Source organism: Alcaligenes sp. GCM10023179, from assembly GCF_042653705.1.
In the GTDB taxonomy this organism is placed as follows: Bacteria; Pseudomonadota; Gammaproteobacteria; order Burkholderiales; family Burkholderiaceae_B; genus Alcaligenes; species Alcaligenes phenolicus.
This window is the reverse complement of record NZ_JBHSIQ010000001.1, coordinates 1,645,018-1,670,589: the sequence shown is the minus strand read 5'-3', so window position 1 is coordinate 1,670,589 and position 25,572 is coordinate 1,645,018. Positions and strand designations below refer to the sequence as shown.

27 protein-coding genes are annotated in these 25,572 nt (G+C 56.3%); 12 read left to right on the top strand and 15 right to left on the bottom strand.

Annotation, left to right across the window (positions count from 1 at the left end):
• The first annotated feature begins 136 nt into the window (after positions 1-136).
• The gene (locus ACFPDR_RS07530; protein ID WP_009461759.1) at positions 137-673 is read left to right on the top strand and encodes a hypothetical protein; all 537 of its coding nucleotides are present in this window, start codon (positions 137-139) and stop codon (positions 671-673) included.
• Between the two features lie 15 nt (positions 674-688).
• Here ACFPDR_RS07530 and ACFPDR_RS07525 read toward each other — a convergent pair whose 3' ends face one another.
• The gene (locus ACFPDR_RS07525; protein WP_021446508.1) at positions 689-1,837 is read right to left on the bottom strand and encodes an NAD(P)H-dependent flavin oxidoreductase; all 1,149 of its coding nucleotides are present in this window, start codon (positions 1,835-1,837) and stop codon (positions 689-691) included.
• 122 nt (positions 1,838-1,959) lie between these two features.
• Positions 1,960-3,381, bottom strand: coding sequence for an oxygen-independent coproporphyrinogen III oxidase (gene hemN, locus ACFPDR_RS07520; protein ID WP_239054344.1), 1,422 nt, complete (start codon positions 3,379-3,381; stop codon positions 1,960-1,962).
• Positions 3,382-3,577: 196 nt separating this feature from the next.
• On the opposite strand from hemN, the gene ACFPDR_RS07515 reads away from it, so the two are divergent.
• The 7 genes from ACFPDR_RS07515 to ACFPDR_RS07485 all read left to right on the top strand — a co-directional run bounded on the left by ACFPDR_RS07515 (position 3,578) and on the right by ACFPDR_RS07485 (position 10,228).
• On the top strand, positions 3,578-6,505 hold the full coding sequence (locus ACFPDR_RS07515; protein ID WP_035272857.1) for a monovalent cation/H+ antiporter subunit A: 2,928 nt from the start codon (positions 3,578-3,580) through the stop codon (positions 6,503-6,505).
• Positions 6,505-6,846: a Na+/H+ antiporter subunit C gene (locus tag ACFPDR_RS07510; protein WP_035272858.1), complete on the top strand. Its 342-nt coding sequence runs from the start codon at positions 6,505-6,507 to the stop codon at positions 6,844-6,846. Before ACFPDR_RS07515 ends, ACFPDR_RS07510 begins: the two co-directional genes overlap by 1 nt.
• Before the next feature lie 44 nt (positions 6,847-6,890).
• Entirely contained in the window at positions 6,891-8,471 is a 1,581-nt protein-coding gene (locus ACFPDR_RS07505) for a monovalent cation/H+ antiporter subunit D (protein WP_235332520.1), read from the top strand.
• A 5-nt stretch (positions 8,472-8,476) separates the two neighbouring features.
• A complete protein-coding gene (locus tag ACFPDR_RS07500; protein ID WP_052159474.1) occupies positions 8,477-8,962 on the top strand; it encodes a Na+/H+ antiporter subunit E in 486 nt (161 codons plus the stop codon).
• On the top strand, positions 8,959-9,240 hold the full coding sequence (locus tag ACFPDR_RS07495) for a K+/H+ antiporter subunit F (protein ID WP_009461751.1): 282 nt from the start codon (positions 8,959-8,961) through the stop codon (positions 9,238-9,240). Before ACFPDR_RS07500 ends, ACFPDR_RS07495 begins: the two co-directional genes overlap by 4 nt.
• Positions 9,237-9,653, top strand: coding sequence for a monovalent cation/H(+) antiporter subunit G (mnhG, locus tag ACFPDR_RS07490; protein WP_088450232.1), 417 nt, complete (start codon positions 9,237-9,239; stop codon positions 9,651-9,653). Before ACFPDR_RS07495 ends, mnhG begins: the two co-directional genes overlap by 4 nt.
• A 197-nt stretch (positions 9,654-9,850) precedes the next feature.
• Positions 9,851-10,228: a hypothetical protein gene (locus ACFPDR_RS07485; protein WP_035272861.1), complete on the top strand. Its 378-nt coding sequence runs from the start codon at positions 9,851-9,853 to the stop codon at positions 10,226-10,228.
• Between the two features lie 68 nt (positions 10,229-10,296).
• Here ACFPDR_RS07485 and ACFPDR_RS07480 read toward each other — a convergent pair whose 3' ends face one another.
• Entirely contained in the window at positions 10,297-11,661 is a 1,365-nt protein-coding gene (locus tag ACFPDR_RS07480; RefSeq protein WP_376910953.1) for an MFS transporter, read from the bottom strand.
• Between the two features lie 224 nt (positions 11,662-11,885).
• Here ACFPDR_RS07480 and ACFPDR_RS07475 point away from each other — a divergent pair, with 224 nt between their 5' ends.
• From ACFPDR_RS07475 to ACFPDR_RS07460, 4 genes are all read left to right on the top strand, one after another.
• Positions 11,886-12,317 (top strand): cupin domain-containing protein, encoded by a 432-nt coding sequence (locus ACFPDR_RS07475; protein WP_376910952.1) that lies wholly within the window; start codon positions 11,886-11,888, stop codon positions 12,315-12,317.
• Between the two features lie 52 nt (positions 12,318-12,369).
• On the top strand, positions 12,370-12,693 hold the full coding sequence (locus tag ACFPDR_RS07470; RefSeq protein WP_247966719.1) for a ferredoxin family protein: 324 nt from the start codon (positions 12,370-12,372) through the stop codon (positions 12,691-12,693).
• Between the two features lie 157 nt (positions 12,694-12,850).
• Entirely contained in the window at positions 12,851-13,501 is a 651-nt protein-coding gene (locus ACFPDR_RS07465) for a helix-turn-helix domain-containing protein (protein ID WP_247966718.1), read from the top strand.
• 77 nt (positions 13,502-13,578) lie between these two features.
• Positions 13,579-14,214 (top strand): DJ-1/PfpI family protein, encoded by a 636-nt coding sequence (locus tag ACFPDR_RS07460; RefSeq protein ID WP_376910951.1) that lies wholly within the window; start codon positions 13,579-13,581, stop codon positions 14,212-14,214.
• Between the two features lie 49 nt (positions 14,215-14,263).
• Here ACFPDR_RS07460 and ACFPDR_RS07455 read toward each other — a convergent pair whose 3' ends face one another.
• The 12 genes from ACFPDR_RS07455 to ACFPDR_RS07400 form a co-directional block, all read right to left on the bottom strand.
• A complete protein-coding gene (locus tag ACFPDR_RS07455; protein ID WP_035272888.1) occupies positions 14,264-16,099 on the bottom strand; it encodes a potassium transporter Kup in 1,836 nt (611 codons plus the stop codon).
• Between the two features lie 54 nt (positions 16,100-16,153).
• Positions 16,154-17,293 carry a sensor histidine kinase gene (locus ACFPDR_RS07450; protein ID WP_035272863.1) on the bottom strand — a complete coding sequence of 380 codons (1,140 nt, stop codon included), beginning with the start codon at positions 17,291-17,293 and terminating at the stop codon, positions 16,154-16,156.
• A 39-nt stretch (positions 17,294-17,332) separates the two neighbouring features.
• Entirely contained in the window at positions 17,333-18,013 is a 681-nt protein-coding gene (locus tag ACFPDR_RS07445) for a response regulator transcription factor (protein WP_009461744.1), read from the bottom strand.
• A gap of 87 nt (positions 18,014-18,100) precedes the next feature.
• Complete coding sequence (locus tag ACFPDR_RS07440) at positions 18,101-18,601, bottom strand: ExbD/TolR family protein (protein ID WP_035272865.1); 501 nt, start codon at positions 18,599-18,601, stop codon at positions 18,101-18,103.
• 2 nt (positions 18,602-18,603) lie between these two features.
• Positions 18,604-19,461, bottom strand: a complete 858-nt coding sequence (locus tag ACFPDR_RS07435; protein ID WP_009461741.1) for a MotA/TolQ/ExbB proton channel family protein — start codon at positions 19,459-19,461, stop codon at positions 18,604-18,606.
• 9 nt (positions 19,462-19,470) lie between these two features.
• Complete coding sequence (locus ACFPDR_RS07430) at positions 19,471-20,274, bottom strand: energy transducer TonB (protein WP_031231965.1); 804 nt, start codon at positions 20,272-20,274, stop codon at positions 19,471-19,473.
• A 221-nt stretch (positions 20,275-20,495) separates the two neighbouring features.
• Positions 20,496-21,593, bottom strand: coding sequence for a sulfate/molybdate ABC transporter ATP-binding protein (locus ACFPDR_RS07425; protein WP_376910950.1), 1,098 nt, complete (start codon positions 21,591-21,593; stop codon positions 20,496-20,498).
• Positions 21,594-21,611: 18 nt separating this feature from the next.
• The gene (gene cysW / locus ACFPDR_RS07420; protein ID WP_009461726.1) at positions 21,612-22,499 is read right to left on the bottom strand and encodes a sulfate ABC transporter permease subunit CysW; all 888 of its coding nucleotides are present in this window, start codon (positions 22,497-22,499) and stop codon (positions 21,612-21,614) included.
• Positions 22,496-23,410, bottom strand: a complete 915-nt coding sequence (cysT, locus tag ACFPDR_RS07415; protein ID WP_035274669.1) for a sulfate ABC transporter permease subunit CysT — start codon at positions 23,408-23,410, stop codon at positions 22,496-22,498. Before cysT ends, cysW begins: the two co-directional genes overlap by 4 nt.
• A 25-nt stretch (positions 23,411-23,435) precedes the next feature.
• Positions 23,436-24,455, bottom strand: a complete 1,020-nt coding sequence (locus ACFPDR_RS07410; RefSeq protein WP_060185199.1) for a sulfate ABC transporter substrate-binding protein — start codon at positions 24,453-24,455, stop codon at positions 23,436-23,438.
• Positions 24,456-24,606: 151 nt separating this feature from the next.
• The gene (locus tag ACFPDR_RS07405) at positions 24,607-25,194 is read right to left on the bottom strand and encodes a class I SAM-dependent methyltransferase (RefSeq protein ID WP_239054346.1); all 588 of its coding nucleotides are present in this window, start codon (positions 25,192-25,194) and stop codon (positions 24,607-24,609) included.
• 31 nt (positions 25,195-25,225) lie between these two features.
• Entirely contained in the window at positions 25,226-25,498 is a 273-nt protein-coding gene (locus tag ACFPDR_RS07400) for a hypothetical protein (protein WP_115633807.1), read from the bottom strand.
• Between the last annotated feature and the right edge of the window lie 74 nt (positions 25,499-25,572).

The following is a 25,572-nucleotide window of genomic DNA, read 5'->3' as shown; positions in this document are numbered from 1 at the left end:
GCTTTTTTCCCCAAACTGGCGGCATCCACTACGATAAGAAACATAATTGCCCAGGCAGTCACTGGAAAAGCACGGTACTCGCCCCATATGCGTTAAGGCTTGCACGATCAATCCGCTTAGATTTCAGGACAGACACATGAGCACGATGACACTGCAGGAACTGGATAAAACCCGCGAGGAATGTCGCAAACTAATCAGTCGGCGCGCTCTGCTGTCAGCAGCGGCAGCCGTGGTGCCCATCCCCGGTGTGGATGTGGGTACGGATGTGGCGATTCTGATGAAAGTCATCCCCATCATCAATGCGCGCTTCGGCTTGACGGCCAACGATGTGGACGCCCTGAGCCCGGAGCTGAAAAAGCTGGTGGTCGTGGGGGGAACCAGTATGGGCCTGGGCATGGTGGGACGCGTGCTGACTACAGATCGCGTGGTCAATATTCTGGTGCGTCTGGGAGCGAAGAAACTGGCCGGGAAATACGGCGCCAAATATGTGCCTTTGATAGGCAGCGCCATTTCCGCTTCCATCAGCTTTGTAGTGCTGCGCAAAGTCGGCAACCAGCATATTGAAGAATGCTATGAAATTGCCCGCCGCCTGGCACTGGAGACACAAAGGAAGGAAGCCGTCCACACCATTGATGGCGGTGAGGAAGGCTTGATACGCGAAATCAAGGGCTAAGCCCTTGATCCCGTTTTAGGCCGCAGGAACCACGCCCGGCGTTTTGCTGCGGCCATTCAACATATAGTCCATCAGCTCGCGCACCGATTTCATGGCTTTGCCAAAAGGCAAGGCTTCGGAACTACGGAAGAACAGACCGCGCTGTACATCACCTTTCAGGGCATAGGCCAGCTGACGGTCAATGCAAAACTGACCATGGCGTTGCACGCCATCGCGCAAGCCGCAATGCGCCAGGCAGTCAAAACCTTCCGTGCAAGCACGCTCGCGTGCCACCGATTGCAGCTTTTGCTCTTTATGCAGGTAAGCATCCAGCCACGGCGTACGCACGGCACGGGCAGGCAGTCCGGCCACGCTCATAAAGGTCACGATGTCCTTGGGCTCGGCATCCAGCAACACGCGCTTGAAGTTCTCATGCGCATCACCTTCTTCAGTGACGGCAAAGGCAGTGCCCATTTGCACACCATCTGCACCCCAATCCATTAATTGACGCAGTTGTTCAGGACGGTGAATCCCGCCTGCAGCGATCAAGGGAATACGCTCGGCCTCCAGGCCCAACTCGCGAAACAAGGCGCGGCAGCCTTCCAGAACGCGCTGGAAAGCATATTCAGGTTTGTTCAAGGATTGGTCGTCGGCGGCCCCCAGGTGGCCTGCGGCAAAACGGGGATTTTCCAGAACGACTGCATCCGGCAAACGCTTGCGGCGCAGCCATTTCTTCACCAGTAAAGTGACGCCGCGCACATCCGACAAGATTGGAATCAAGGCAACTTTGGGATGATCCTGAACCAGCTCAGGCAAATCCAGGGGCAGGCCAGCGCCCACCACCACCGCGTCTGCCCCGCTCTCGCAAGACTGACGCACATACTCGGGATACTGCGAGACGGCCTTCATGATATTGACGGCGATACCGCCATTGCCACCCGAGCGCTCTCGGGCACGATTGATCTCGCGGTCCAGGGCCTGCAAATTGGCTGCATCGACCACGCCTTTTTCGACATCACCCTGGGTGCTGTCCATCAGGTCTTCGTGATGACGCCGTAAATCCACGCTGGAGATCGTCCCCAGCCCGCCCAATGCGGCCACAGTACCGGCCAGCCGGGACGCCGAAATACCGACTCCCATGCCGCCTTGAACAATAGGCAAAAGCAGTTTTCCCTTCAGGGACATGAGACGTAAATCCGTCTTTAGCACGATGTTAATACCTTAGGTTGATGCAAGAACCTGCCGGCCACGTCGGGACCAGAAACAGGGCAATAGAATCGTGGCCGTCTGCAAGGACGGCCACTGTGTTAAATCAGACGGGAATAGCGCGCACCGCTTTCCTGGCTCAAGTACTTGTCGAACACCATGCTGTAGGCGCGCACAAACAAACGACCTTTGGGCAGAACCTGGATGGATTGGGCATCGACTGTCAGCAAGCCAGCGTCGGCATAGCTGTTGAGCTCTTGCAGCTCGGCAGAGAAGTAGCTGGCAAAATCAATGCCGTAACGCGCTTCCAGACGCAAGATAGGCACTGGCATGCTGCACATCAAATGCATGATGACTTCCGCCCGCAGGCGATCATCCTGCTGCATCACAATACCCCGCTCGATAGGCAAACGCCCCCGGTCTATATCGGCGTAGTAATTGCGCAGGCTGCGGGCATTTTGCACATGCATGGTGCCCACCTGACCAATGGACGACACGCCAAAAGAGACCAGATCACAGGCTGCGCGGGTGGTGTAGCCCTGGAAGTTGCGGTGCAGACTGCCGTCCAGACGGGCCAGATTCAGCTCGTCGGTCGGCAAGGCAAAGTGGTCCAGACCGATATAGACATAACCTGCATCCAGCAGACGCTGCGAAGACATCAAGAACAGTTGCAGACGCTGATCGGCATCGGGCAGCTCTTCTTCATTGATTAAACGCTGAGCCTTGAAGCGTGTTGGCAAGTGCGCGTAGTTATACAGAGCGATGCGATCTGGTCGCAGTTGCACCAAGGAGTCAATGGTGATGGCAAAGCTTTCCAGGGTCTGCAAAGGCAGGCCGTAGATCAGGTCCGTGTTGATGGACTGGAAACCGGCAGCCCGGCTTTCTTCAACGGCGCGTTTGACCATTTCGAAGGGCTGAATACGGTTGATCGCTTTTTGCACATTGGGGTCAAAATCCTGCACCCCGAAGCTGGTACGGTTAAAACCCAGAGCCGCCAAGTTCTGGAGCGTGCCTTCCGCCAAGGTACGCGGGTCGATCTCGATGCCCAGTTCGGCATCGTCCGTGAACGCGAACTGCTCCTTGAGCTTGGCCATCAAGCGGGCCAACTGTTCATTGTCCAGGAAAGTGGGCGAGCCGCCGCCCAAATGCAGTTGTTCGGTGCGCCGGTCTTCACCCATATATTGGGTGACCATATCAATTTCGCGCAGCAGGTAATCCAGGTACTGCTCGCTCTTGCTACGATCCTGAGTGATGATCTTGTTGCAGGCACAGAAGTAGCAAAGCGACTGACAAAACGGAATATGCAGGTAAACCGACAGAGGCGGATTACTGCTGCTCAAGGCGCGCCGCGATAATTCGTGAATATAAGGCTGAGCAGGAAAGTCCTGAAAAAAACGATCTGCAGTGGGATAGGAGGTATAGCGAGGCCCGGAACGATCAAAACGCCGGATCAGGGCTTCAGAGATTTCGATATCCGGCGCGGTGGGGGCGCTGGCATCCGATGCTTCCAGTGTTTGCGGCATAAAGGGTCCTCCTGCACGAGACCTGTTTCTTCTAGTCAAGCATTCATTGTGAGAGAAAACCTCAAGCATGCGCTTGACCTGCATCAAGGCCGCAATAACTAAAAAAAAGCTTTTTTTATCGCTGTTGGGCTGAATTTAGCTTCATATATCGTATTATTAAGCGCTAGCCGCCTAAATTACCGCCTGTTGGAGTCAGATGTATTTGCTCGTGATCCTAGCTCTACCGTTTATTGGTAGCTTGCTATCTTCCCTGATGCCCGCGAACTCTCGCAAACTCCAGGCATCTCTTGCAGGCGCTGTCGCCGTTACGTGCGCCTTACTCACTCTCTACGCCTATCCGGACATTGCTCGCGGAGAGGTGCTGGAGTCGTCACGCTCCTGGATACCCGCCCATGGCTTGACCTTCAAGCTGCGCATGGACGGCTATGCCTGGCTTTTCAGTATCATCATTACCGCCATGGGGGCCTTGATCGCCCTTTATGCGCACTATTACCTGTCCGCCCAGGATCCGGTCCGACGTTTTTTCTCCTTTCTGCAAGCCTTTATGGGCTCGATGCTGGGGGTGGTGCTGTCGGGCAATCTGATCCAGCTGGTCGTGTTCTGGGAGCTGACCAGTCTGTCCTCCTTCATGCTGATTGCCTACTGGTATCACCGCATGGATGCGCGACGGGGTGCGCGTATGTCGCTGATCATTACGGGAACCGGCGGTTTCTGCTTGCTGGCGGGCGTGCTCATGCTGGGTCAGGCTGCCGGCAGTTACGACCTGAGTGTGGTACTGGAGTCGGGCGAGCAGATTCGCAATCACCCCTGGTATACCGGGATGCTGATCCTGATTGCCTTGGGTGCACTCACTAAAAGCGCGCAGTTTCCCTTCCATATCTGGCTGCCTCACGCCATGGCTGCCCCCACACCTGTGTCCGCCTATTTGCACTCGGCCACCATGGTCAAGGCCGGGGTATTCCTGCTGGCGCGCCTGTGGCCTGCCTTGTCGGGCACCACGGAATGGGCTGTCATTATTGGCGGCGCTGGCCTGTGTTCCCTGACGCTGGGGGCTTATGTGGCCATGTTCCAGCGCGACATGAAGGGCGTACTGGCCTATTCCACCATCAGCCACCTGGGTCTGATTACCTTGCTGTTGGGCCTGAACAGCCCACTGGCTCTGGTCGCGGCGCTGTTTCACATGATGAATCACGCGACCTTCAAGGCCTCCCTGTTCATGGCTGCCGGTATCGTGGACCACGAGACCGGTACCCGTAACCTGAACCGGCTTTCCGGTTTGCGCCACGCCATGCCCTTGACTGCCACCTTGGCTACCGTTGCGGCGGCTGCCATGGCCGGTGTGCCCCTATTGAATGGCTTCATCTCCAAAGAAATGTTCTTTGCCGAGACCATTCTGGCCAGCAATGGCAACACCTGGGAATATGCTCTGCCCGTGGTGGCCGTAATTGCGGGCTCCTTCAGCGTGGCCTACTCCTTGCGCTTTATTGCACAGGTGTTTTTTGGCCCCGTCGCCAAGGACTTGCCCCGCGAGCCACACGAGCCGCCTCGCCGCATGTTGATCCCCAGCGCGATTCTGGTACTGACCTGTCTCTTGGTCGGCATTATTCCCAGCCTGACTTTTGGCCCCTTCTTGCATACTGCAGCTAGCGCCATCTTGGGTGCAGAAATGCCCCAGTACGACCTGGCCGTCTGGCATGGTTTCAACCTGCCCCTGATCATGAGTCTGGTCGCCACGGGCATGGGTGTGATCTTCGTTCTGATCATCAACCGCTTCTACAGGAACCGCCAAGGCCGTACGCCTTTGCTGACCCGTGCTGATGGCCGACGCTTCTTTGAGCTGGCCATGGAGTATCTGGAAGTCGCAGCCAACTGGGCCGTGGGCAAGCTTTACTCGCCACGCCTGCAGCGTCAGACCTTGCTGATTATTGTGGCCACAATCTGTGTTGCTGCCCTGCCTCTGGTTCGCGGCAACTGGTTCAAGTCCACTATTTCCACCCCCATCGACCCCTTCTTTGCCCTGATGTGGGCCGTCGGAATTGCCTGCGCGATTGGTGCGGCTCGTCAAGCCAAGTTCCACCGCCCGGCCTCCCTGCTGCTATCTGGTGGCGCTGGACTGGTTACCAGCCTGACCTTTGCCTGGCTTTCCGCCCCTGACCTGGCGCTGACCCAGTTGGCGGTGGAAGTGGTCACCGTTGTGCTGATTTTGCTGGGCCTGCGCTGGTTGCCGCAACGCGTCAGTGATATGCCTGGCGGCCAGGACAATAGTGGTCGCGCCCTTTTCCGCCGTAGCCGCGACTTGATTATTGCCATTCTGGCCGGTTGCGGTATTGCCGCTCTGGCCTACGCCATGATGACACGCCCTCACCCCAGCGGCATCTCGCCCTTCTTTGTCGAAAAGGCCCTGCCCCTGGGCGGTGGCGCGAACGTGGTGAACGTGATTCTGGTGGACTTCCGCGGCTTCGATACCTTTGGTGAAATCGTGGTGTTGGGCATTGTGGCCCTGACGGTCTTTGCGCTGCTGCGACGCTTCCGTCCACCCATCGAAGCCATCGCCCAGCCTCTGGCCCGTCGCCAGAACGTCAAGGACAGCCGCGAAGCCGTCTTTGTGGAGCCGGACCCCAAGACACCGTTGCCAGAAGGCATCATGCAAATTCCAGCTGTCTTGCTGCGGCTGTTGCTGCCTATCTCCACGCTGATCGCCCTGTACTTCTTGCTGCGTGGGCACAACCTGCCCGGTGGCGGTTTTGTGGGCGGCCTGATCATGGCAACCGGCATTATCCTGCAATACATGGTTAGCGGCGTGGTGTGGATGGAGTCCCGCCCTCTGATTCAGCCTCAAACCTGGATTGGCTTGGGTCTGCTGACAGCCGGAGTGGCTGCCATGCTGGTCTGGGCCTTCAACAAGCCCTTCCTGTCTGCCCAAAGCTGGGATCTGCACCTGCCCCTGGTGGGCGACGTGCATACTTCCAGCGCACTGATCTTTGACATTGGTGTATTCATGCTGGTGATTGGTTCCACCATCCTGATTCTGGTCGCGCTGGCCCACCAGTCCCTACGTTTTTATCGCAAACTGCCGTCGCTGCAATCCGCCTCGAACGCTGCATCCGGGATGGAGAATAAATAATGGAAATCGTGCTTTCAATTGCGATTGGTGTGCTGGCGGGCTCGGGCGTCTGGCTCCTGCTGCGCCCGCGTACCTTTCAGGTCATCATGGGACTGGCCCTGGTCTCCTATGCCGTGAACCTGTTCATCTTTAGTATGGGGCGACTCAAAATCAGTGCTGCACCCGTGATCAATAGCAGCGAGCTGGGCGCCAGCTACGCCGATCCTTTGCCACAAGCACTGGTACTGACCGCAATTGTGATTGGTTTTGCCACTACCGCCTTGTTTCTGGTCGTCATTCTGGCCAACCGCGGCCTGAGCGGCACCGACCACGTTGATGGCCGCGAGGAAGACGATCTGTGAGTCTACTCAACCAACACTTGCCCGTATTGCCCGTTGCCATCCCCATGATGGCCGCGGCCCTGATGGTGATGCTGCGCGACAAGCGCCGTCACTACAAGCTGCTGATCGCTTTCAGCTCCTTATTGGCTCAACTGTTCTGCGCGGTCTACCTGCTGTTGCTGGCCGATGGCACACTGGATCCGATCTGGCCGCAGTCCGTCGGTGTGTACCTGCTCGGTGACTGGCCCGCTCCCTTCGGGATTGTGCTGGTCGTGGACCGGCTGGCCGCCTTCTTGCTGGTGCTGACCAATGTGCTGGCCTTTTGCTGCTGGTTCTATTCGCTAGCACGCTGGGATCGCGTGGGGGTGCATTTCCACTCCTTGTTCCAGCTGCTCTTGATGGGCCTGAACGGCGCGTTCCTGACCGGCGACCTGTTCAACCTGTTTGTGTTCTTTGAGGTTCTGTTGGCAGCATCCTATGGTCTGATGCTGCACGGTTCGGGCGCGGCCCGCGTCAGTGCCGGCCTGCATTACATTGCCGTCAACCTGATCTCCTCCTTCTTGCTGCTGATTGCCATCGCCTTGGTCTACGGTGTCACCGGCACCCTGAACATGGCTGATCTGGCTCTGCGTGCTGGCTCCATGCCGGATTCGGATCGTCTGGTATTTGAATCGGCCATGGCCATTCTGGGGATTGCCTTTCTGATCAAGGCCGCCGCCTGGCCCTTGAACTTGTGGCTACCCAATGCCTATGGCAATGCCAGTGCGCCGGTCGCTGCCATGTTTGCGATCATGACCAAAGTGGGTATTTACGCGCTGCTGCGTATCGGCTCCTTGCTGCTGCCTACGGGAGCACCTGCCGCCTTTGGCGTGGCCTGGATGTTCCCCGCCGGGATCGCCACGCTGGCCTTCGGCGCTATTGGTGTCATGGCCGCACAGCAACCCGAACGACTGGCCAGTTATTGCATCATCGTGTCCTCCGGCACCTTGCTGGCCGCCTTGGGCATGCCCGGCGTCATCCTGACCGGCCCTGCCCTGTACTACATGCTCAGCAGCGTTCTGGCCTTGGGTGCTTTTTTCTTGCTGCTGGAACTGGTTAGCCGTACCAAACCTTTTGGTGCCGACCTGCTGGCCGTCAGTCAGGAGGTCTTTGATCTGGACGACCCGGAGTCCGAAGACAATAGCGATGACGTGGTAGGTGTGGCTATCCCTGGCGTGATGGTGTTCCTGGGCATGTCCTTTATTGCCTGCGCCTTGCTGATTGTGGGCCTGCCACCGCTGTCCGGTTTTGTGGCCAAGCTGTCCTTGCTGACAGCCGCGCTGAAAGCCTCGGGCCAATCGCCAGAACCTCTAAACGCCTGGATTCTGACCGCTGCCGTGCTGATTTCCGGCGTAGCCGGTTTGATCGCCATGGTACGTGTGGGCATTCGTCTGTTCTGGAGCAATAGCTCCCTGACGATTCCCCGCCTGAAGCTGATCGAAGCTGCTCCCATTGCCAGCATTATTGTGGCTTGCGGGATCTTGAGCTGGTATGCCGGCCCGATCACCACCTACCTGGAACAAACAGCCCAGCAACTGGACGAACCCCGTATTTATATTGGGTCCGTCCTGCGGCAGAACCCGCTACGTTCTGTTCAAGCGGAGTGATTCTGATGCGACGCTATACCAAACATCTTTTTCTGCCCTTGCTGCTGCTTGGCCTGTGGCTGCTGCTGAACGACTCGCTCTCGGCCGGTTACGTGGTGCTGGGCCTGTTCCTGGCTATCGCCCTGAGCTTGGCAGCCATTCCATTTCGTCCGGTTAAGGCCAGCATCCGCCACCCCTTTCTGGCCTTGAAACTGATTTGCCAAGTGGCCTGGGACATTGTGCTGTCCAATATTGCCGTTGGCCATCTGGTTCTGAAAGGCAGCAAAGCACCTCGTCCGGGCTTTCTGGCCATTCCGTTGCAACTGACTGACCCACATGGTCTGGCAGCCTTGGCGTGCATCATTACCTACACCCCAGGTACTGTCTGGTCCGGCTTCGATTACGAGACCCGCGTCCTGACTTTGCACATTCTGGATCTGCAAGACGAACAGGTCTGGTTAGACACTATTCAGAAGCGCTACCAAGGACCGCTACTGGAGATTTTCCAATGATAGACATTGTTTACTGGGCCTGTCAGTTTGCCCTGGGCTGCTTTGTCCTGGGCATGGGCTGCGCCGTCATCCGCCTGCTTAAAGGCCCCTCTGCCGCCGACCGCGTGCTGGCGCTGGACACCATGTACATCAACGGTATGCTGGCCTTGCTGGCCCTGGGCATCCGTTTTGACTCTACCCTGTACTTTGATATCGCCTTGCTGATTGCCCTGTTTGGTTTTGTAGGCTCGGCAGCCATGGCGAAATTCCTGCTGCGTGCCGAGGTGATCGAGCCATGAATACGCCTTTACTACCTTGGTGGCTGGCTGTCCCGGTTGCCCTTTTGCTTGTTCTTAGCGGCATCGTGGCCCTGGTGGGTTCGGCTGGCTTGCTGCGCTTCAAACACTTTTATTCACGCATCCATGCCCCCACCATGGGGAACACGCTGGGTACGTTTTTCATGGTGCTGGCCGTCGCCATCAGCGCCAGCCACTTGATGAGCCGTCCCATTCTGCATCCGCTCATCCTGAGTGTGCTCTTGATCATTACCTCGCCGGTCACCGCCATCTTTCTGATGCGCGCTGCCATCAAACGCGAGCATCGCCAACGTCTGGCCGAATATGGCCCTGACGAGCCAGGCTATCTGGACATGCCACATAAAGCGCCTCTGCCCAAAGATTTGGCTCAACCACCAGCCGGCGACAAGACCTAAGTCAAGCCGTGAGGGTTTAGACAAGTTTTATTACCCTCACTTGCAACTGCTCCACTTATACTAGTAAGTGTTTACTGCGTATCGGGAATTGCCCCATACGCAGTCGCTTTTGGGGCTTTGCGGCCTGCTACTCATACCTGCTCGTAACAGTGCTCGCCAAGCCGGTGATTCCCTTAGCAAGTAAAGGAGTGAGATCGATGAGTCTACTTACACGCCCATCCCGAATTCTGAGTGCCGGCCTGCTCAGCCTGGGTTTGCTGTCCTCTGCTGCCTGGGCTCAAACCCCGTCCCAAGACTACCGACACGACATCCAGCGCTGTGAGCAATTCAAAGGAGACCAGCGCACCACTTGCCGTCGCGAAGCCGGTGCCGCGCTGCAAGCCGAGCGCCATCACAAGCTGGACAAACGCGATCACAATCTGGATGCCAACCGGCAAGCGCGCTGCCATCGCTTACCCGCTGATCGCCAGCAAGACTGCCTGAAATCCATGACCGGCCAGGACACAACGGTACGCGGTAGCGTGGAAGGCGGCGGTATCCTTCGCGAAACCACGACTGTGGTGCCTGCTCAGTAAGGCAAATCGCTATCCTTACAAAAAAACAGCGCCTTTATCAGGCGCTGTTTTTTTGACCTTGCTCCCTACTACTGCGTCTGGGTCAAATCATCCCTGTATGTTTCAGGGCTACGCCATGTTGCCCACAAAGTGATCACAGCCAACGCCAGCACCATCACGGCCACGCCCCAATAGTGCCCTTGGCTAGCTAATAACCATGTCGCCAACATAGGCGCCAGACCACCGCCCACCCCGGCAGCTACCTGGCAGCCTAAAGATGCACCGCTATAACGTACTTTGGTACCGAACAACTCCGGCAAATAAGCAGCCTGAGGGCCGTACATCGGACCATGGCCAAAAACCATGCATGCCGCAATCGCTCCGATGATCAGTGTTGGGTCACGCGTTTCCAGACAGAGAAACAAAGGATAGACCGCAAGTAACACGAAGCAAGACCCGAAATAGTACAAAGCCTTACGCCCCACCTTGTCAGACAGGTAGCCAAAAAGGGGAATAAAGCCGATTTCCAGCACGGCCCCAAGAAGCACCCCATCCAGAATCAAGCCCTTGGGTAGATTCAAGGCGTTAGTCCCGTAGACAATCACAAAGACCGTCAGGATATACACCCAGGCAACTTCACATACTTTCAGTCCAATGCTGAGGCAAAGATTCAGGCGATGCTTGGTCAGAATTTGCCAGAGAGGCGCCTTGTCTGTTTTTACCTCCGAACCGGCTTTTTCGCCCTCCTCCTGACTGACCTGAAAGACAGGGGACTCAACCACCTGCAAACGGATATAAAAACCCAAGGCAACCAGCACCACACTCAGCAGGAACGGCACTCGCCATCCCCAACTCAGAAACTCGGCTTCCGGCAAACGACTTAGCCAGGCCAGAATGCCAGTCGATGCCAGCATACCCAGCGGGAAACCCACCTGTACCAGACTACCGTAAAACCCCCGTCGATCTCGGGGAGCGTGCTCAATGACCATTAGCGCTGCCCCTCCCCACTCCCCACCAATACCGAAGCCCTGAATAATACGCAGCAAAATCAAGGCAATAGGAGCCCAGACCCCAATCTGTTCATAGGTAGGTAACAAGCCAATCGCAAATGTGCCTCCCCCCATTAAGAACATGGTCAACATCAGCATGGATTTACGACCAACTCGATCACCAAAATGCCCAAACACCACGCCACCCAAAGGGCGGGCAATAAAACCGACTGCGAACGAACCCAGCGCGGCCAAGGTCCCCATCAGCGGGTCCAAGCCAGGAAAAAAGATCTTGTTAAATACCAATGCAGCCGCCGTGCCATACAACAAAAAGTCGTACCACTCTACCGTCGTGCCAATCACGCTGGCCATCACGACACGTCGCATGGATCTTTCCTCCTCCAGCGCTTGCCGCTCCTGAGTGGCAGAGTCCCCCAGACTTTCCGCCTTAACTGAAATGCTCATTCTTGTCTCCTGATTATCAGGCCCGACTATCGATCCGGGCCTCCTATGGATGTGCCCGCAAATACCACATACGGTGGGCAAATACTGACAGGAAACTTTTTAAGCTTAAATTAGGGTTTATAAGTAAACTTATTCTTATTTTTATACTAAAAGTTGACTAATAAGAAACTTTTTACTAGATTACGACTACCGACCCACATGGGCGGCCCAACCAAGGAGACATCATGAATACAGAAACCAACGTCACGGAACAAGCTGAAAGCAATCACTATGCCCAACGTCTCAAAGGGAAGCTGGAACCTACCCAAGGCGGCTCCGTCTATGTAGATCCCAAATCCATGGAATGGCAACCTTCACAATTCGAAAAAATATCGATGAAAGTTCTTTATCGTAACGATGCCGAAGGTGAGATGACAGTGCTTCTCAAGTGGGAGCCTGGTGCTGTCTTGCCTTTTCACCGCCACCCGGAAATTGAACAAAGCTACGTCTTGCAAGGCTCGTTCTACGACCACGACGGTATTTGTCGAGCTGGTCAATATGTCTGGCGTCATCCCGGCTCTTTACACGAAACACGCTCTGACGAGGGGTGCATTTTGCTGGCGGTCTATCGCAAACCGAATGTGTTCTTTGGCACAGCGGGTTTCCAAGCCGCCTAAGCGGCCTGTCGCTACGCGAGGCGCAAGACGCCTCGCACTGCAAGGAGCAACCATGACCTGCGTCGTCACCGACCCCTGCATCAACTGCCAATACGGCGAGTGCCTGGAGGTATGTCCTGCCGATGCCTTCCATCGCGGCCCGAACTTCATGGTCATCAATCCGCAAAGCTGCATCAATTGCACGCTGTGCATTCTGGCCTGTCCGGTGGAGGCTATTCGCTCAGACTATGAGTTAAGCCCCGAGTCTCGGCACTACATCCCACTTAATGCCGAACTGGCACAAAGCTGGCCAATCGCTTTCAGTGGACCACCCGCCCATCCAGACGCGCACTTTTGGTCAACGCAAACCAACAAGCTCGCCTTGCTGCAACGCTGAGAAAGCCACTGCGCACCTTCGCACTCATACGGTATGATTCAAGCTAGGTTGCTCGCGTTACACCCGCTGGCTACCAAACTGTTTTCATTGCCCGCAGATACGGCCTCACCCAGTGGGGCCGTATCTTCCTTCATACCGTTCAGACGTGGAATCAGGCGTGACCGAGGAACTTAGCTCTCTTAGCCCTAATAGCGACAAGCCCGAACAAGAAGAGGCAGCCGTCTGTAAACGGCTGCGTGAACTGCGGCGTGAACATCGCCTGACCCTGGATACCTTGGCCGAACGCTCCGGCTTTACCAAGGGGTATTTATCCAAAATCGAAAATGGCAACAAAGCCCCGCCCATCGGAACCTTAGCTCGCATTGCACGAGCCATGGGAGTGGACTTAAGCGCCTTCTTTGTCGATCCGGACCAAGACAATCAAACCATGCCGCTAAGCCAGGACTCACCTGTGTCTGTTGTACACAGTTGGGAGCGTAAACCAGTCAGCCGAGGGGGGAGCGAGTACGGCTACGACTATGTCAGCCTTGCACATAAAAAAGCTAACCGCAACATGGATCCGTTCATGTTCACCTTTCCCCAACACACTGATCCGCAAGTGTTTTTTGAACATGCCGGCGAAGAATTCGTCTACCTGTTGACTGGTATGGTCGAATTCGAATTCAAAATACATGGGCAATTAGCCAAAGTCAGGCTTGAAGCGGGCGATAGCATGTACTTTGAGTCCAACACGCCCCACCGAGGCCGAGCGCTGGATGGCGATGCCCAAGCATTGGTCGTGATTATCGAACCACCGAGCGACGAATAAAAAACCAGACCAGACGCTCAAGTTGCCAAAAAGGAAACTTTTGAATATTATTAGGAAACTTTTGCGGAGGTTTCCTTATGCATATTGGCATCATCTTGTACGAAGACGTAGAGCCTATTGAGGTTGGTATTTTAGGCACCTTGTCGATGGCAAAACGTCTGGCTCCAGAGCTGCAGTACCACACCCTCTCCGAAACCGGCGGAACGATACGATTACGCAACGGTTTGCATCTGGAGACGGAATACAGCTTTGCACAAGCACCGGCCGCCGATATCACCATCATCACCGGCGGTCCAGGATGGCGAACACAAGCCAATAACCCCGTACTATTAAACTTTCTACGTCAACGTCATGCTCGTGGGGATGTCATGGTTAGCGTCTGCACAGGGGCACTGCTGCTGGCCAGCGCTCGACTACTGGATGGCCGTACTGCGACCAGCAAAGCCGCCTATGCAGCGCCAGAGACCTCTCCTCTGAGCACATTGTCCGAAATGACCGTGGACTGCTCTGTACGCGAGGCCCTGCTGGTTGACGAAGGAGACATCATCACTGGCGGTGGGGTCAGCCTATGCGTAGACCTGACGCTCTACTTGCTGGAGCGTTTCCTGGGACCAGAACTGGCTGAGCATACGGCCTACATCATGGAATACAGTGCCGCCCGAGCCGCCAACCAAGCACGTTTACCCAGCCTAATAAAACCGCTCCACGCCTAAGACCAAACCTCACAGCCTGTTGCCCTTTACTGAACAACAGGCGCTGCAGCTACAGCTCCACCTGTATCCCCATCTCCACCACGCGATTAGGCGGGATCTTGAAAAAGCGCGTGCTACGGCTGGCATTACGCGCCATGAATGCAAACAAGCGACGACGCCAGCCCAAGTACCAGGGCTGACGGGATTGAATCATCACCGTCTGACGCGACAGGAAGTAGGATGTCTGCATAGGCTCCAGATTCAGCTCCGGGTGCTCCAGCGCGATCTGCTCCAGCAATTGCGGCACATTGGGCTCTTGCTTGAAGCCCCAGGAAGCCACCGCCTGCCAGCTGCCTCGGCTTAGACGTTGCAGGCTATAGCGCTCCCCAAAAGGAACGTAAGGCACACCGGCACTGGTTACGGTCAAGAACAGGACCTGTTCATGCAGGACTTTATTGTGTTTCAGGTTATGCAATAAGGCCGGAGGGACGGAGTCGGGAATGGTGCTCATGAACACCGCCGTCCCTGGTACACGGGTGGGAGCGTACTCCTCCAGGCTCAGCAAAAACTCTTTTAGCGGCTGCTTGTTTTCCAGCAGACGTTCGTGCAAAGCAGCTCGTCCCTGACGCCAGGTCAGCATCAAGCCCAGCAGCACAGCCCCCACCAGCAAAGGCAGCCAACCGCCTTCCAGAATCTTGAGCGCATTGGCCGAGAACAGCAATATGTCCAGAATCAGGAAAACGCCCAGGAGCCCCAGCCAGGCCCAGCGCTTGATTCCGCTAGCGCGGCGCGGCAGCAGTACCAGAGCCAGTAAACTGGTCATCAGCATGGTCCCCGTGACTGCAAAGCCATAAGCATGGGCCAGGCGATCCGAGGAGCCAAAGCTCAGGACCAGAATCATCACCGCCACGCATAGCAGCAAGTTCACACGCGGCAAGTAGATCTGTCCTTCTTCTTTAGCCGAAGTATGTTGGATCACCATACGCGGCCAGAAGCCAAGCTGCACCGCCTGGCGAGTTACAGAAAACGCCCCGGATATCACGGACTGGGAGGCAATCACGGTTGCAACCGTTGCCAGCATCACCATGGGCACCAAGGCCCAGTTGGGAGCCAGGAAGAAGAACGGATTACGAATGGCGGCTGGGTCGGAGATCAACAATGCGCCTTGGCCGAAATAACACAGGACCAGGCAGGGCATGACAATCATGAACCAGGCTTTGCGAATTAAAGGACGGCCAAAATGACCCATATCGGCGTACAAGGCCTCGGCCCCCGTCAAGGCCAGGACCAAGGCCCCCAAAAGCAAAAAGGTTTGCCAGGGAGCCTCAGCAATAAAAGCCACGGCCCACCGTGGGTCCAGGGCCATCAAAACTTGGGGATGCTCAATAACACGCCATAGACCCAAGCCACCCAGCACCAGAAACCAGGTCAACATAATGGGGCCGAACAACTTACCCATGGTACCCGTGCCATGGGACTGGATCAGAAACAAGGCCAGCAAGACGCCCAGGGCCAAAGGTACGACCCAAGGGTCCAGCACGTGAGACACCATCCCTATGCCTTCCAACGCCGACATCACGGAGATGGCCGGGGTAATGATGCTGTCCCCATAAAACAAGGCAGCACCAATCAGCCCCAGCACCACAATAATCTGCCGACGCGGTCCCTGAATGCCGCGTGCCGCCAATTCCATCAGGGCCAGCGTGCCGCCCTCACCTTTATTGTCCAGACGCAACACCACTGTGACGTACTTGATGGAGACCACCAGAGTCAGCAGCCAGAACAACAAGGACAGCACACCATAGACCTGTTCAGCACCAGGCTGTCCGTAGGCGCTCAAGGCCACTTTCATGGTGTAGAGCGGGCTGGTTCCAATATCGCCATACACCACGCCTAAAGCGCCCATTAGCAAGGCGGCCTGAGCCGCTTTTTTGGGGTTTTCTGTTGCTGTGTTCAAGGCTTAGTTTCCAATCAAAGTGTCGTGCCGGGTCAGACGCGCACCAATACGCGGGCCGGGAAAAACAATGGTGATGCGAGTGCCTGGAAAATCAGGACGGCTCATCAAGCTCCACCAGGCGCCATGCGCACGGGCAATTTCCTGCACAATGGCCAAACCCAAGCCGGAGCCTCCTGCTTGTGTGCCGGGGGAGCGATAAAACGCTTCAAATACCCGCTGCTGCTCGCTGGATTCAATGCCCGGCCCGTGATCTTCCACCGACAAGGAGGGTGGATTACTGGCCACCCGCAAGACGATGCGATCTGTTCCTTGCCCGTAGCGCAAGGCGTTATCCATCAGATTGGACAATAACTCCCGTAGGAGCACGGGGGCAGCATCAATCCAGACCGGCTTTTCAGGTGCCAGCAAATGGATTTCCACACCATGCTGACGCGCCTGCAAGAACCAGTCACCGCCCTCCTCGCGCGCCCATTCACATAAGTCCAGACGCACAAAGCTGTCTTTAATATTGGTGTCCGCATCAGTACGTGCCAGCACCAACAACTGCTGGCCCAGACGAATCATGCGGTCCGAGACACTTTTGATGCGCTCGGCCCGTTGGCGGATATCTTCTGGCAAAGGCCTTGCCAGCATCAGCTCGGACTCCAACTGCAAGCCCGTCAAGGGTGTGCGCAACTGATGCGCAGCGTGACCAATAAAACGCTTTTGCGCCTGCAGCGTATCACGCTGACGTTCCAGCAATTCGTTAAAGTGCTCCACCAGCGGCACTATTTCAGCAGGCAAGGCGCTGGCATCCAGGCGCTCGAAGTCGTCATCGGAGCGGTTGCGGATTTGTTGTGACAAATCATCAATGGACGCCAGCTGCGAGCGAATCCCCGACAGCAGCACCCAGGCAATCAGACTGACCAGCAAGACCTGACTGAGCGCCATGGTCCAGAAAATATCGCGCAGCAGCCAGTCTTCCAGGCTCATGCGGCGCGTCAGTATCCAGGTAACGCTCAAGTCGAGCACCACCAGAATGGAAATCGGGGGAAACAGACGGCCCATCAGTTTACGGGCCAAAGAACCGGGAGCAAGAAAGCGCTCCAGCCAGCCTCGCAACAAGGAGGTTTTTACCGCTGGAGAAAGATGCTGATCGGGCATGGTTGACCTAAGGTTTCAGGCAGCGGGCACGGGCTGCCGTTATGCTCCGGCCACGCTCTCCACATCGAGCAAATAGCCAAAGCCGCGCACAGTCTGTATGACAGCCCCGGTGCCTTCCAGGCGCTTGCGCAAACGATACACGTAGACTTCGACCGCATTGTCGCTGAAATCGGCATCCCAAGCAGACAAGGAGTTGATAATTTGCTGCTTGGTGACCACACGGCCCGCGCGCATCATCAGCATTTCCAGTACGGACAGCTCGCGCACCGATAAGGTCACACGTTGACCGGCACAGCGCAGCTCGCGGCCAATGGTATCAAAGCTCAAGGGGCCCACATCAATAATGGGCTGTACCTGACCACTGCGGCGGCGGCCAAAAACACGCACGCGGGCGGCCAGCTCGGACAGGTCAAAAGGTTTGATCAGGTAGTCGTCAGCACCGGCATCCAGGCCGCCGACGCGATCATCCACACCATCACGCGCAGTCAGAATCAGAACGGGAATGGCGTTGCCCTGCTGGCGCAATTGGCGCAGCACATCCAGGCCACTGATGCCGGGCAAGTTCAAGTCCAGGAGCAGAAGATCGTAGACCTGGGCGGCCAACTCCTTCAAGGCACTTTCGCCTTCCTGGAGCCAGTCAACAGCGTAGCCCTGATCGTTGAGAAATTCCTGCAGTGCGGCGCCCAGTATGGCGTCGTCTTCGATAACTAGTACACGCATTCGGGGGATTTTATTACGAAACTGGCCCCTCGCGTTGCAGATGCAAAGCGAGGGGCCAGAAAAAACAACACGAAGAAGAACCTGGAATTACAGAGCAGGTTTAGGCTCGACGGCCTTCTGGTCGGCGACGGCGCCTTCCTTGGCTTCGCCCTCGTCACCCGCTGCCTTGGTCGTCGGACCTGGGCGGGTGATGAAACCCAGACGGGTCAGGCCGGAAGCCTTGGAACGGCTCATGACCTGGGCCAGGGTTTCGTAGCGAGTATCGGTATCGGCACGGATACGCAATTCAGGCTGAGGCTGATCCTTGGAATAAGGGGCCAGCGTGGCGGTCAGATCTTCCAGCGCCACCGGCTGCTCGTTCACGAAGATCTGCCCTTCTGCGTCAATCGCCAGATCAATCGTCTTGGGATCTTGCTGGACTGGTTCAGACGTCGCCTGGGGCAGCTGAATCTTGATGGAGTGCGACAGCAGCGGAGCAGTGATCAGAAAGATCACCAGCAACACCAGCATGACGTCGATCAGCGGCACCATATTGATTTCGGACAGCGCGGAGCCCGAGTTGCGATTATCAAAGCTGCCAAAAGCCATGATTAGTGCTCCCGCTTGGCAGCCGCTGCCGAGCTCGATGCTGCACCACCGCCCGAGCTAGGGACACGACGCAGAACAGGTTGGTTATCTTGCACAGGCTGGCCTGTGGTCAGGAAAGTGAACAGGTCGTGAGCAAACGCGTCCAGCTGGGACAGGTAAACGCGGTTGGTACGCACAAACGCGTTGTAAGCCAACACGGCAGGAATAGCCACGGCCAGACCCAGACCGGTCATCACCAGGGCTTCACCCACAGGACCGGCGATCTTGTTCAGTGTTACGCCATCGGACAGACCGATATTGATCAAGGCGTGGTACACACCCCAAACCGTACCGAACAGCCCCACAAACGGAGCGGTAGAACCCACCGAAGCCAGCAGCGTCAGGCCGTTTTCCAGCTTGGCGGTTTCTTCATCCATGACTTTACGCATGATGCGCGAGACAAAGGCATCGGTGGAGCCTTTCTCTTCCAGACGCATGGCGCCGTATTTCACATGGTGTTTTTGAGCGTGGATAGCGTGGCTGGCCAAGTGACTGAAGGGATCGCGGGCACCGTGGGTGGCGATTTCGTTTTCAACCTGCTCCAGAGAACTAGCGGACCAGAATTCACGCATGAAACCTTGCGAGCGGCGCTTCAGGCGGAAGGACAGCACACCCTTGACGATAATCAGGTACCAACTGGCAACCGACATCAAGGCCAGAATGACGAACAAGGTCTTGCCGACCACATCACTTTGCTGGATAAAGTGCAGCACCCCGGTCGCTTCCTCAGCGGCAGCAACACTGGCGGCAGCCTGATCTGCAACAGGCCCTGCAACTTGTGCCAGGCTTACCCATACGCTTTGAAATAGTTCCTGCATCATTGATATATCCTAGTAAACAAAGTCGAAAGGAATATCGGCCATGGCACGATAGGCCACACCATTTTCCGTATACGGTTTGAAACGCGCTGTGCGTACTGCTTTCAGTGCCGACTCATCCAGACGTTCATAGCCTGAGGAGCTTTGCACTTTGGCTTCCAGCACGGTTCCTTGGGTTGAAATCACTACACGAACCACCACGCGGCCCTGCTCACGACGGCGCTCGGAAGCCCGGGGGTACACCGGCACAGGACGACGTCCCAAATAATCCACACGACCAATCAGCTTGGGCCGATCACCATCCGTAGAACGGGCGGCAGTTTGGGAGGACGTATTGTCCGTAGCTGGACCTGCTTGAGCGGCAGGAGCGGCTGGTTGAGCAGGCTGCGGTGTTTCTGCCGGTGGAACCTCGGGCTTGGGCTGTGGCTTGGGCTTGGGTTTCGGCTTGGGTTTTGGTTTGGGCTTGGGCGGCTCGGGAATCGGAGGTTTTTCCACGATAGGCTCTGGCTCGGGTTCCGGCTCAACAACCGGTTCTGGCTCGGGCTCGGGGTCCGGTTCCACCTCGGGTTCGGGCTCAGGTTCCGGCTCGGCCACCACCTCTTCAGGAGGGGCACTGACCTGCTCTTGCTGAACCGGGGACTCCGACACTTCCACCAAAGTCACCCCAACAACATCCATGGGGGCGGGTTCACCCACAATCTTGGGGGTTTCCGTCCACAAGATGGTAGCCACGACACCCACGTGCAATCCCAGTGCCAATGCCAAACCAGTTGCCTTCAAGGCCAGCATCGAGCGATTATTCTTTTGAGAAGCAATTCCGGTCATAATCCGTTCTACACATTCTGCAACCCGCATGGACCATGACGGGACCGGACAGGATGCCCAGTGAAGTATCGAATCTTAACAGAAACAGGAATGATTCTCAATACTAAATTCCTGTAATATTTCCTGCTCCAATCCGCCCTGCAAAAAACCTCCAGATACTAACGCAGACAGGCTGACCTAGGGTCAGCCTGTTGCGAATAATTTGCAAAAAATCAGGACAATCGCGCTTCGGTTTGAGACTCGATAGGGAAAGCGCTGAACTTGCGTGGCAAGGCCAAAGCCCTCTCACCCGGCCGCAAGCCCAGCTGCGACCAACGCTGATGATCGAACTCGGCTTCCCAAGCACGCTCGCCCTCGTTCAAGGCCAGTTCAACCCGTACTGTCGCCCCCAAGGGAATAATGCGCTGCACGGCCACGACGATGCCCTGGCCATCCAATTGACGCTGTAAATCCAGGTCATGCGGGCGCACATAGCCTACTGCTTGCCCCTGACCCGCATCCTGAGCATTCAAGGCCTGATTGGACTCGAATTGTCCCAACTGAGGATCAGCCACAAAGCATCCGTGCTGGAACTGACCCGGCAAGCGATTCGCCGCCCCCAGGAACTCATACACAAAAGGACTGGCAGGGTGGTTATAGACATCCTGCGGGGCGCCTTCCTGCTCAACCCGGCCTTTATTGAGCACCACAATACGATCAGCCACTTCAATGGCCTCTTCCTGGTCGTGCGTCACAAACAAGGTACTGATATGGAGGTCATCATGCAGACGACGCAGCCAGGAACGCAGTTCCTTGCGCACCTTGGCATCCAAGGCACCAAAAGGCTCGTCCAACAGCAAGACACCCGGTTCCACCGCCAAGGCACGTGCCAGAGCAATACGCTGCCGCTGGCCACCCGACAAGGCCGCCGGGTAGCGATCGGCCAGCCAATCCAGCTGCACCAGCTCCAACAGCTCGTGCACACGCTGACGAATCTGGGCTTCGGGCAAGCGCTGCTTGCGTGGCTTGATGCGCAGACCAAAGGCGACGTTTTCAAACACCGTCATGTGGCGGAACAAGGCATAGTGCTGGAACACAAAACCCACCTGGCGATCACGCGTGCCCACAGCAGCCACATCCTTGCCGTTGATCAGCACCTGACCCGCATCCGCATGTTCCAGGCCAGCCACGATACGCAGCAAGGTCGTCTTGCCGCAGCCCGACGGCCCCAGCAAAGCCACCAGCTCGCCCGCTGGAAAATCCAATGTCACATCACCCAGTGCCGTAAACGCACCAAACTGTTTAGATAGATGACGAACTTCGATACTCATAATGAACTCCGAATGCGATCATCCACGATGACCGTCTTGAACCATTTTGCGCTCGGCCCACAATTTAAGCGCCAACGTCAGTAAAGCCAAGACCGCCAGCACCGAAGCCGCCGCAAAAGCGCCCACCGTGTGATAGTCGTTGTACTCAATCTCTACATGCAAGGGCAGCGTGTTGGTCTGGCCCCGTATATGGCCCGAGAGCACCGACACCGCCCCAAATTCACCCATGGCACGGGCATTGCACAGAATCACGCCATACAGCAGGCCCCACTTGATCTTGGGCAGAGTCACCCGCCAGAACATCTGTCTGCCATTGGCCCCCAACACCCGCGCAGCCTGCTCTTCCTCGCTGCCCTGCATTTGCATCAGCGGAATCAACTCACGCGCCACAAAGGGAAAAGTGACAAACAAAGTCGCCAAAACCAAACCGGGCAAGGCAAATACGATACGAATGTTATTAGCGTCCAGCCAATCCCAAAATGGGCCTTGGCGACCAAAAATCAGTAAAAACATCAAACCGGCAATGACAGGCGATACCGAGAACGGCAGGTCGATCAGCGTCGTCAGAATGCTTTTGCCACGGAACTCAAAACGCGCAATCGCCCAGGAGGCGGCCAGACCAAACGCGATATTCAAAGGTACGGCAATCACGGCAACCAGAACTGTCAGGCTGGCAGCATGCAAGGTATCGCTCTCGCTCAAGGCGGACAGATACGGCATGATGCCCCGGCTAAAAGCCGTCATGAAGACCAGGATCAAAGGCAGGAGCAAGAACAGCACAAAGAACAGCAAGGCAATGCCAATCAATAAGGCTTTGACGGCCGGACCTTCATCCTGCGCCGCCCGCAAGCGCGCCGTATGTACCGGCACCGCCTGCACAGATGAATCCATCGTCAGGCTGCTCATCGTGCGCCCTCCAAAGTCAAAGGCGCTGCCACCTTGGCTGCCTTGCCACTAGCCTGGCCCGAATGACGCGACTGCAAGTACCACTGCAAGCGATTGATCGCCAGCAGGATAATGAAGGACAGCACCATCATCAAAACGGCCAGCGCCGAGGCTCCGGCATAGTCAAACTGCTCCAGCTTGATCACGATCAGCAAGGGTGTAATTTCCGAAACCATAGGGACATTACCGGCAATGAAAATCACGGAACCGTACTCACCCACCGCACGGGCAAAAGCCAGCGCTACGCCCGTCAAGCAGGCGGGCAAGATAGCGGGCAGAATCACCTTGGTGACCGTCTGGAAGCGATCGGCCCCCAGGCAAGCACTGACCTCCTCCTGCTCCTGTTCCAGCTCTTCCAGAACCGGCTGCACGGTACGCACAACAAAGGGCAGTCCAATAAAAACCAGGGCGATCAGCACACCCCAAGGGGTAAAGGCAATCTGCCCAACATAAGGTTCAGCCCAGGAACCGATCCAGCCCGTGGGCGCATAAATCGCCGCCAAGGAAATCCCGGCCACCGACGTTGGCAAGGCAAAGGGCAGATCAATCAAGGCATCCACAATTCGACGACCCGGAAAGCGGTAACGCACCAGGACCCAGGCCAGAATCAAGCCAAATACACCATTGATCAACGCCGCCAAAGCGGCCATCCCAAAGGTCAGTTTCAAGGAAGCCAAGACGCGCGCAGCACTGATGGTTTCCCAAAAGGCCGACCAACCCATGGAGGTGGTCTTGAGCAAAACAGCAGACAAGGGGATCAGAACAATCAGGCTCAAATAGCTGATGGACAAACCCATGGTCAAGCCAAAGCCTGGCAAAGCCCGCTGCTTGCGAGCAGCGGGCAGAAATCCCCAAAGACGAGCCTGTGACATCGAACGGTCCTCGGTGATAGTGGGGTTACTTGCTCAAGTAGATGCTGTCGAACACGCCACCATCCGCAAAGTGCTTGGCCTGAACCTGAGTCCAACCGCCCAGCTCATCGTCAACCTTGTACAGTTTCAACGCCGGGAACTGATCGCGGTACTTGGCGGCCACCGACTCCAGGCGAGGACGGTAAAAATGACGGGCGGCAATTTCCTGACCTTCCGGGCTATACAGATATTCCAGATAGGCCTGAGCCACTTTTTCCGTGCCATGCTTGGCGGCATTGGCATCTACCAGCGCCACGGGTGGCTCGGCCAGAATGCTGCTGGAAGGCACCACAATATCGAAGCGATCGGGCCCCAGATCCTTGACGGACAAGAGCGCCTCGTTCTCCCAGGCAATCAATACATCGCCAATGCCCCGCTCCACAAAGGTTGTGGTCGATCCACGCGCACCGGAATCCAGCACGCTGACGTTGCGATACAGCTTGGCCACAAAGTCACGGGCCTGCGCTTCATCCCCATTGCCTTGCTTCAAGGCGTACAACCAGGCCGCCAGATAGTTCCAACGTGCCCCCGCCGAAGTTTTAGGATTGGGCGTAACCACCTTTACATCAGAGCGAATCAAGTCGTTCCAGTCGTGAATCCCCTTGGGATTACCCTTGCGCACCAGCAAGACAATCGTGGAGGTGTAAGGCGTACTGTTGTCTGGCAGGCGAGCCTGCCAGCCCTTGTCCAGCAAACCGGACTGAGCGATCTGATCAATATCGGATGAAATACCCAGCGTCACCACATCAGCGGGCACGCCATCAATCACGGTACGGGCCTGCTTGCTGGAACCACCGTGGGAACTACGGATGACTACACTGTCACCCGTTTGCTCTTTGTAATGCGCCTGGAAAGCCTTGTTGAATTCAGCGTACAGTTCACGCGTTGGGTCATACGAAACATTCAGAATGCTGACCTCGGCTGCAACAGCCGTTGCCGCCGCCAGCACCAACGCCAGCAAAGCCCCTGCCCGAACGCCCTTCCACTTCTGTTGAATCCGCTTCATTTCCCATCCCCTAGAAACCATTTCCAAGCAATGAGAACGAGTCTAGCAAGGGTGTTACACCCGGCTAAATACCGATTCTTTGGTTAGATATAGCGGGGAGATGGAGGGGACCGAAACGGCTGCCAGATCCAAGATGCTCAGAGTACGGGAATCAGCCTGGCAACTGCCCTTTTTCCAACACCAGCTCCCACATCGTTTTTTGCTTTATATATTTGTGCGATGTCATGTGCTGGACAGAAATCCGGCGCCATTCGGCCCCAAATAACTGCTCTACGCTGGCCTGATCAAAGAAACGCTTGCAATTGCCTTGGTCGCGATAGAAGTTGGCTTCAATCAACTCGCCCTGCCCGGCACCGAAATTCACATCCTCGGTGGAGTTCAGACGACATAAAAACAAGGCACCAGGCCGCAAGCTATTCCAGATTCTGCGCACAATGGCCTGGGTTTCATCCCATGGAAAATAATGCAGGGACAAGCTGGCTAGGACCAGCTCAAGATTATTCGCCGCCTCCGGCCAGGGACCTCGCGTATCCCTGCACTCAATCAAAGCCTCGGGAGCGCGCTGCTGCGCGATTGCCACACATTCGGATGAGAGGTCAAAAGCCATCACCTTCAATCCTGCCTGGGTCAAGGTCAACGTATCGTCACCAAAACCACAGCCTATCTCCAGCACCGGCGAGGAGATTTCACGTTGAGCGACCATAGGTAACCAGCGATCAAGCCAAGGGTCCGAATACATAAACACGTTTCTCGTACAACAAGGGAAAAAATCAGGTCGCTGGGACGTCAAGGTCACGGACCAGTAAAGTCAGAACAATCGCTGCAAACAGGCACTCGCCTACATTGAACCAAAGGTGCCACGGCTTGGACTTGTCACTATTGCCCAATGCGTAACGTATCCCTCTGTAATTGATCCAGCCCAGGCACACGACCAGCACAGGCCACAAGATCCATAGCGGCGGGAAAAACAAAAGAAACATAAAGGCCAGCCATGCCAGAATCAAGGTGGCAAGAGGAGACAGGCAAGAGAGTAGTTTGCTCATGAAGACCCGAGGACCGCATATCGACAAGGTGTAGTGTTACCTGAATAGCCACTACGCTCAAGACGGGGCCGCTG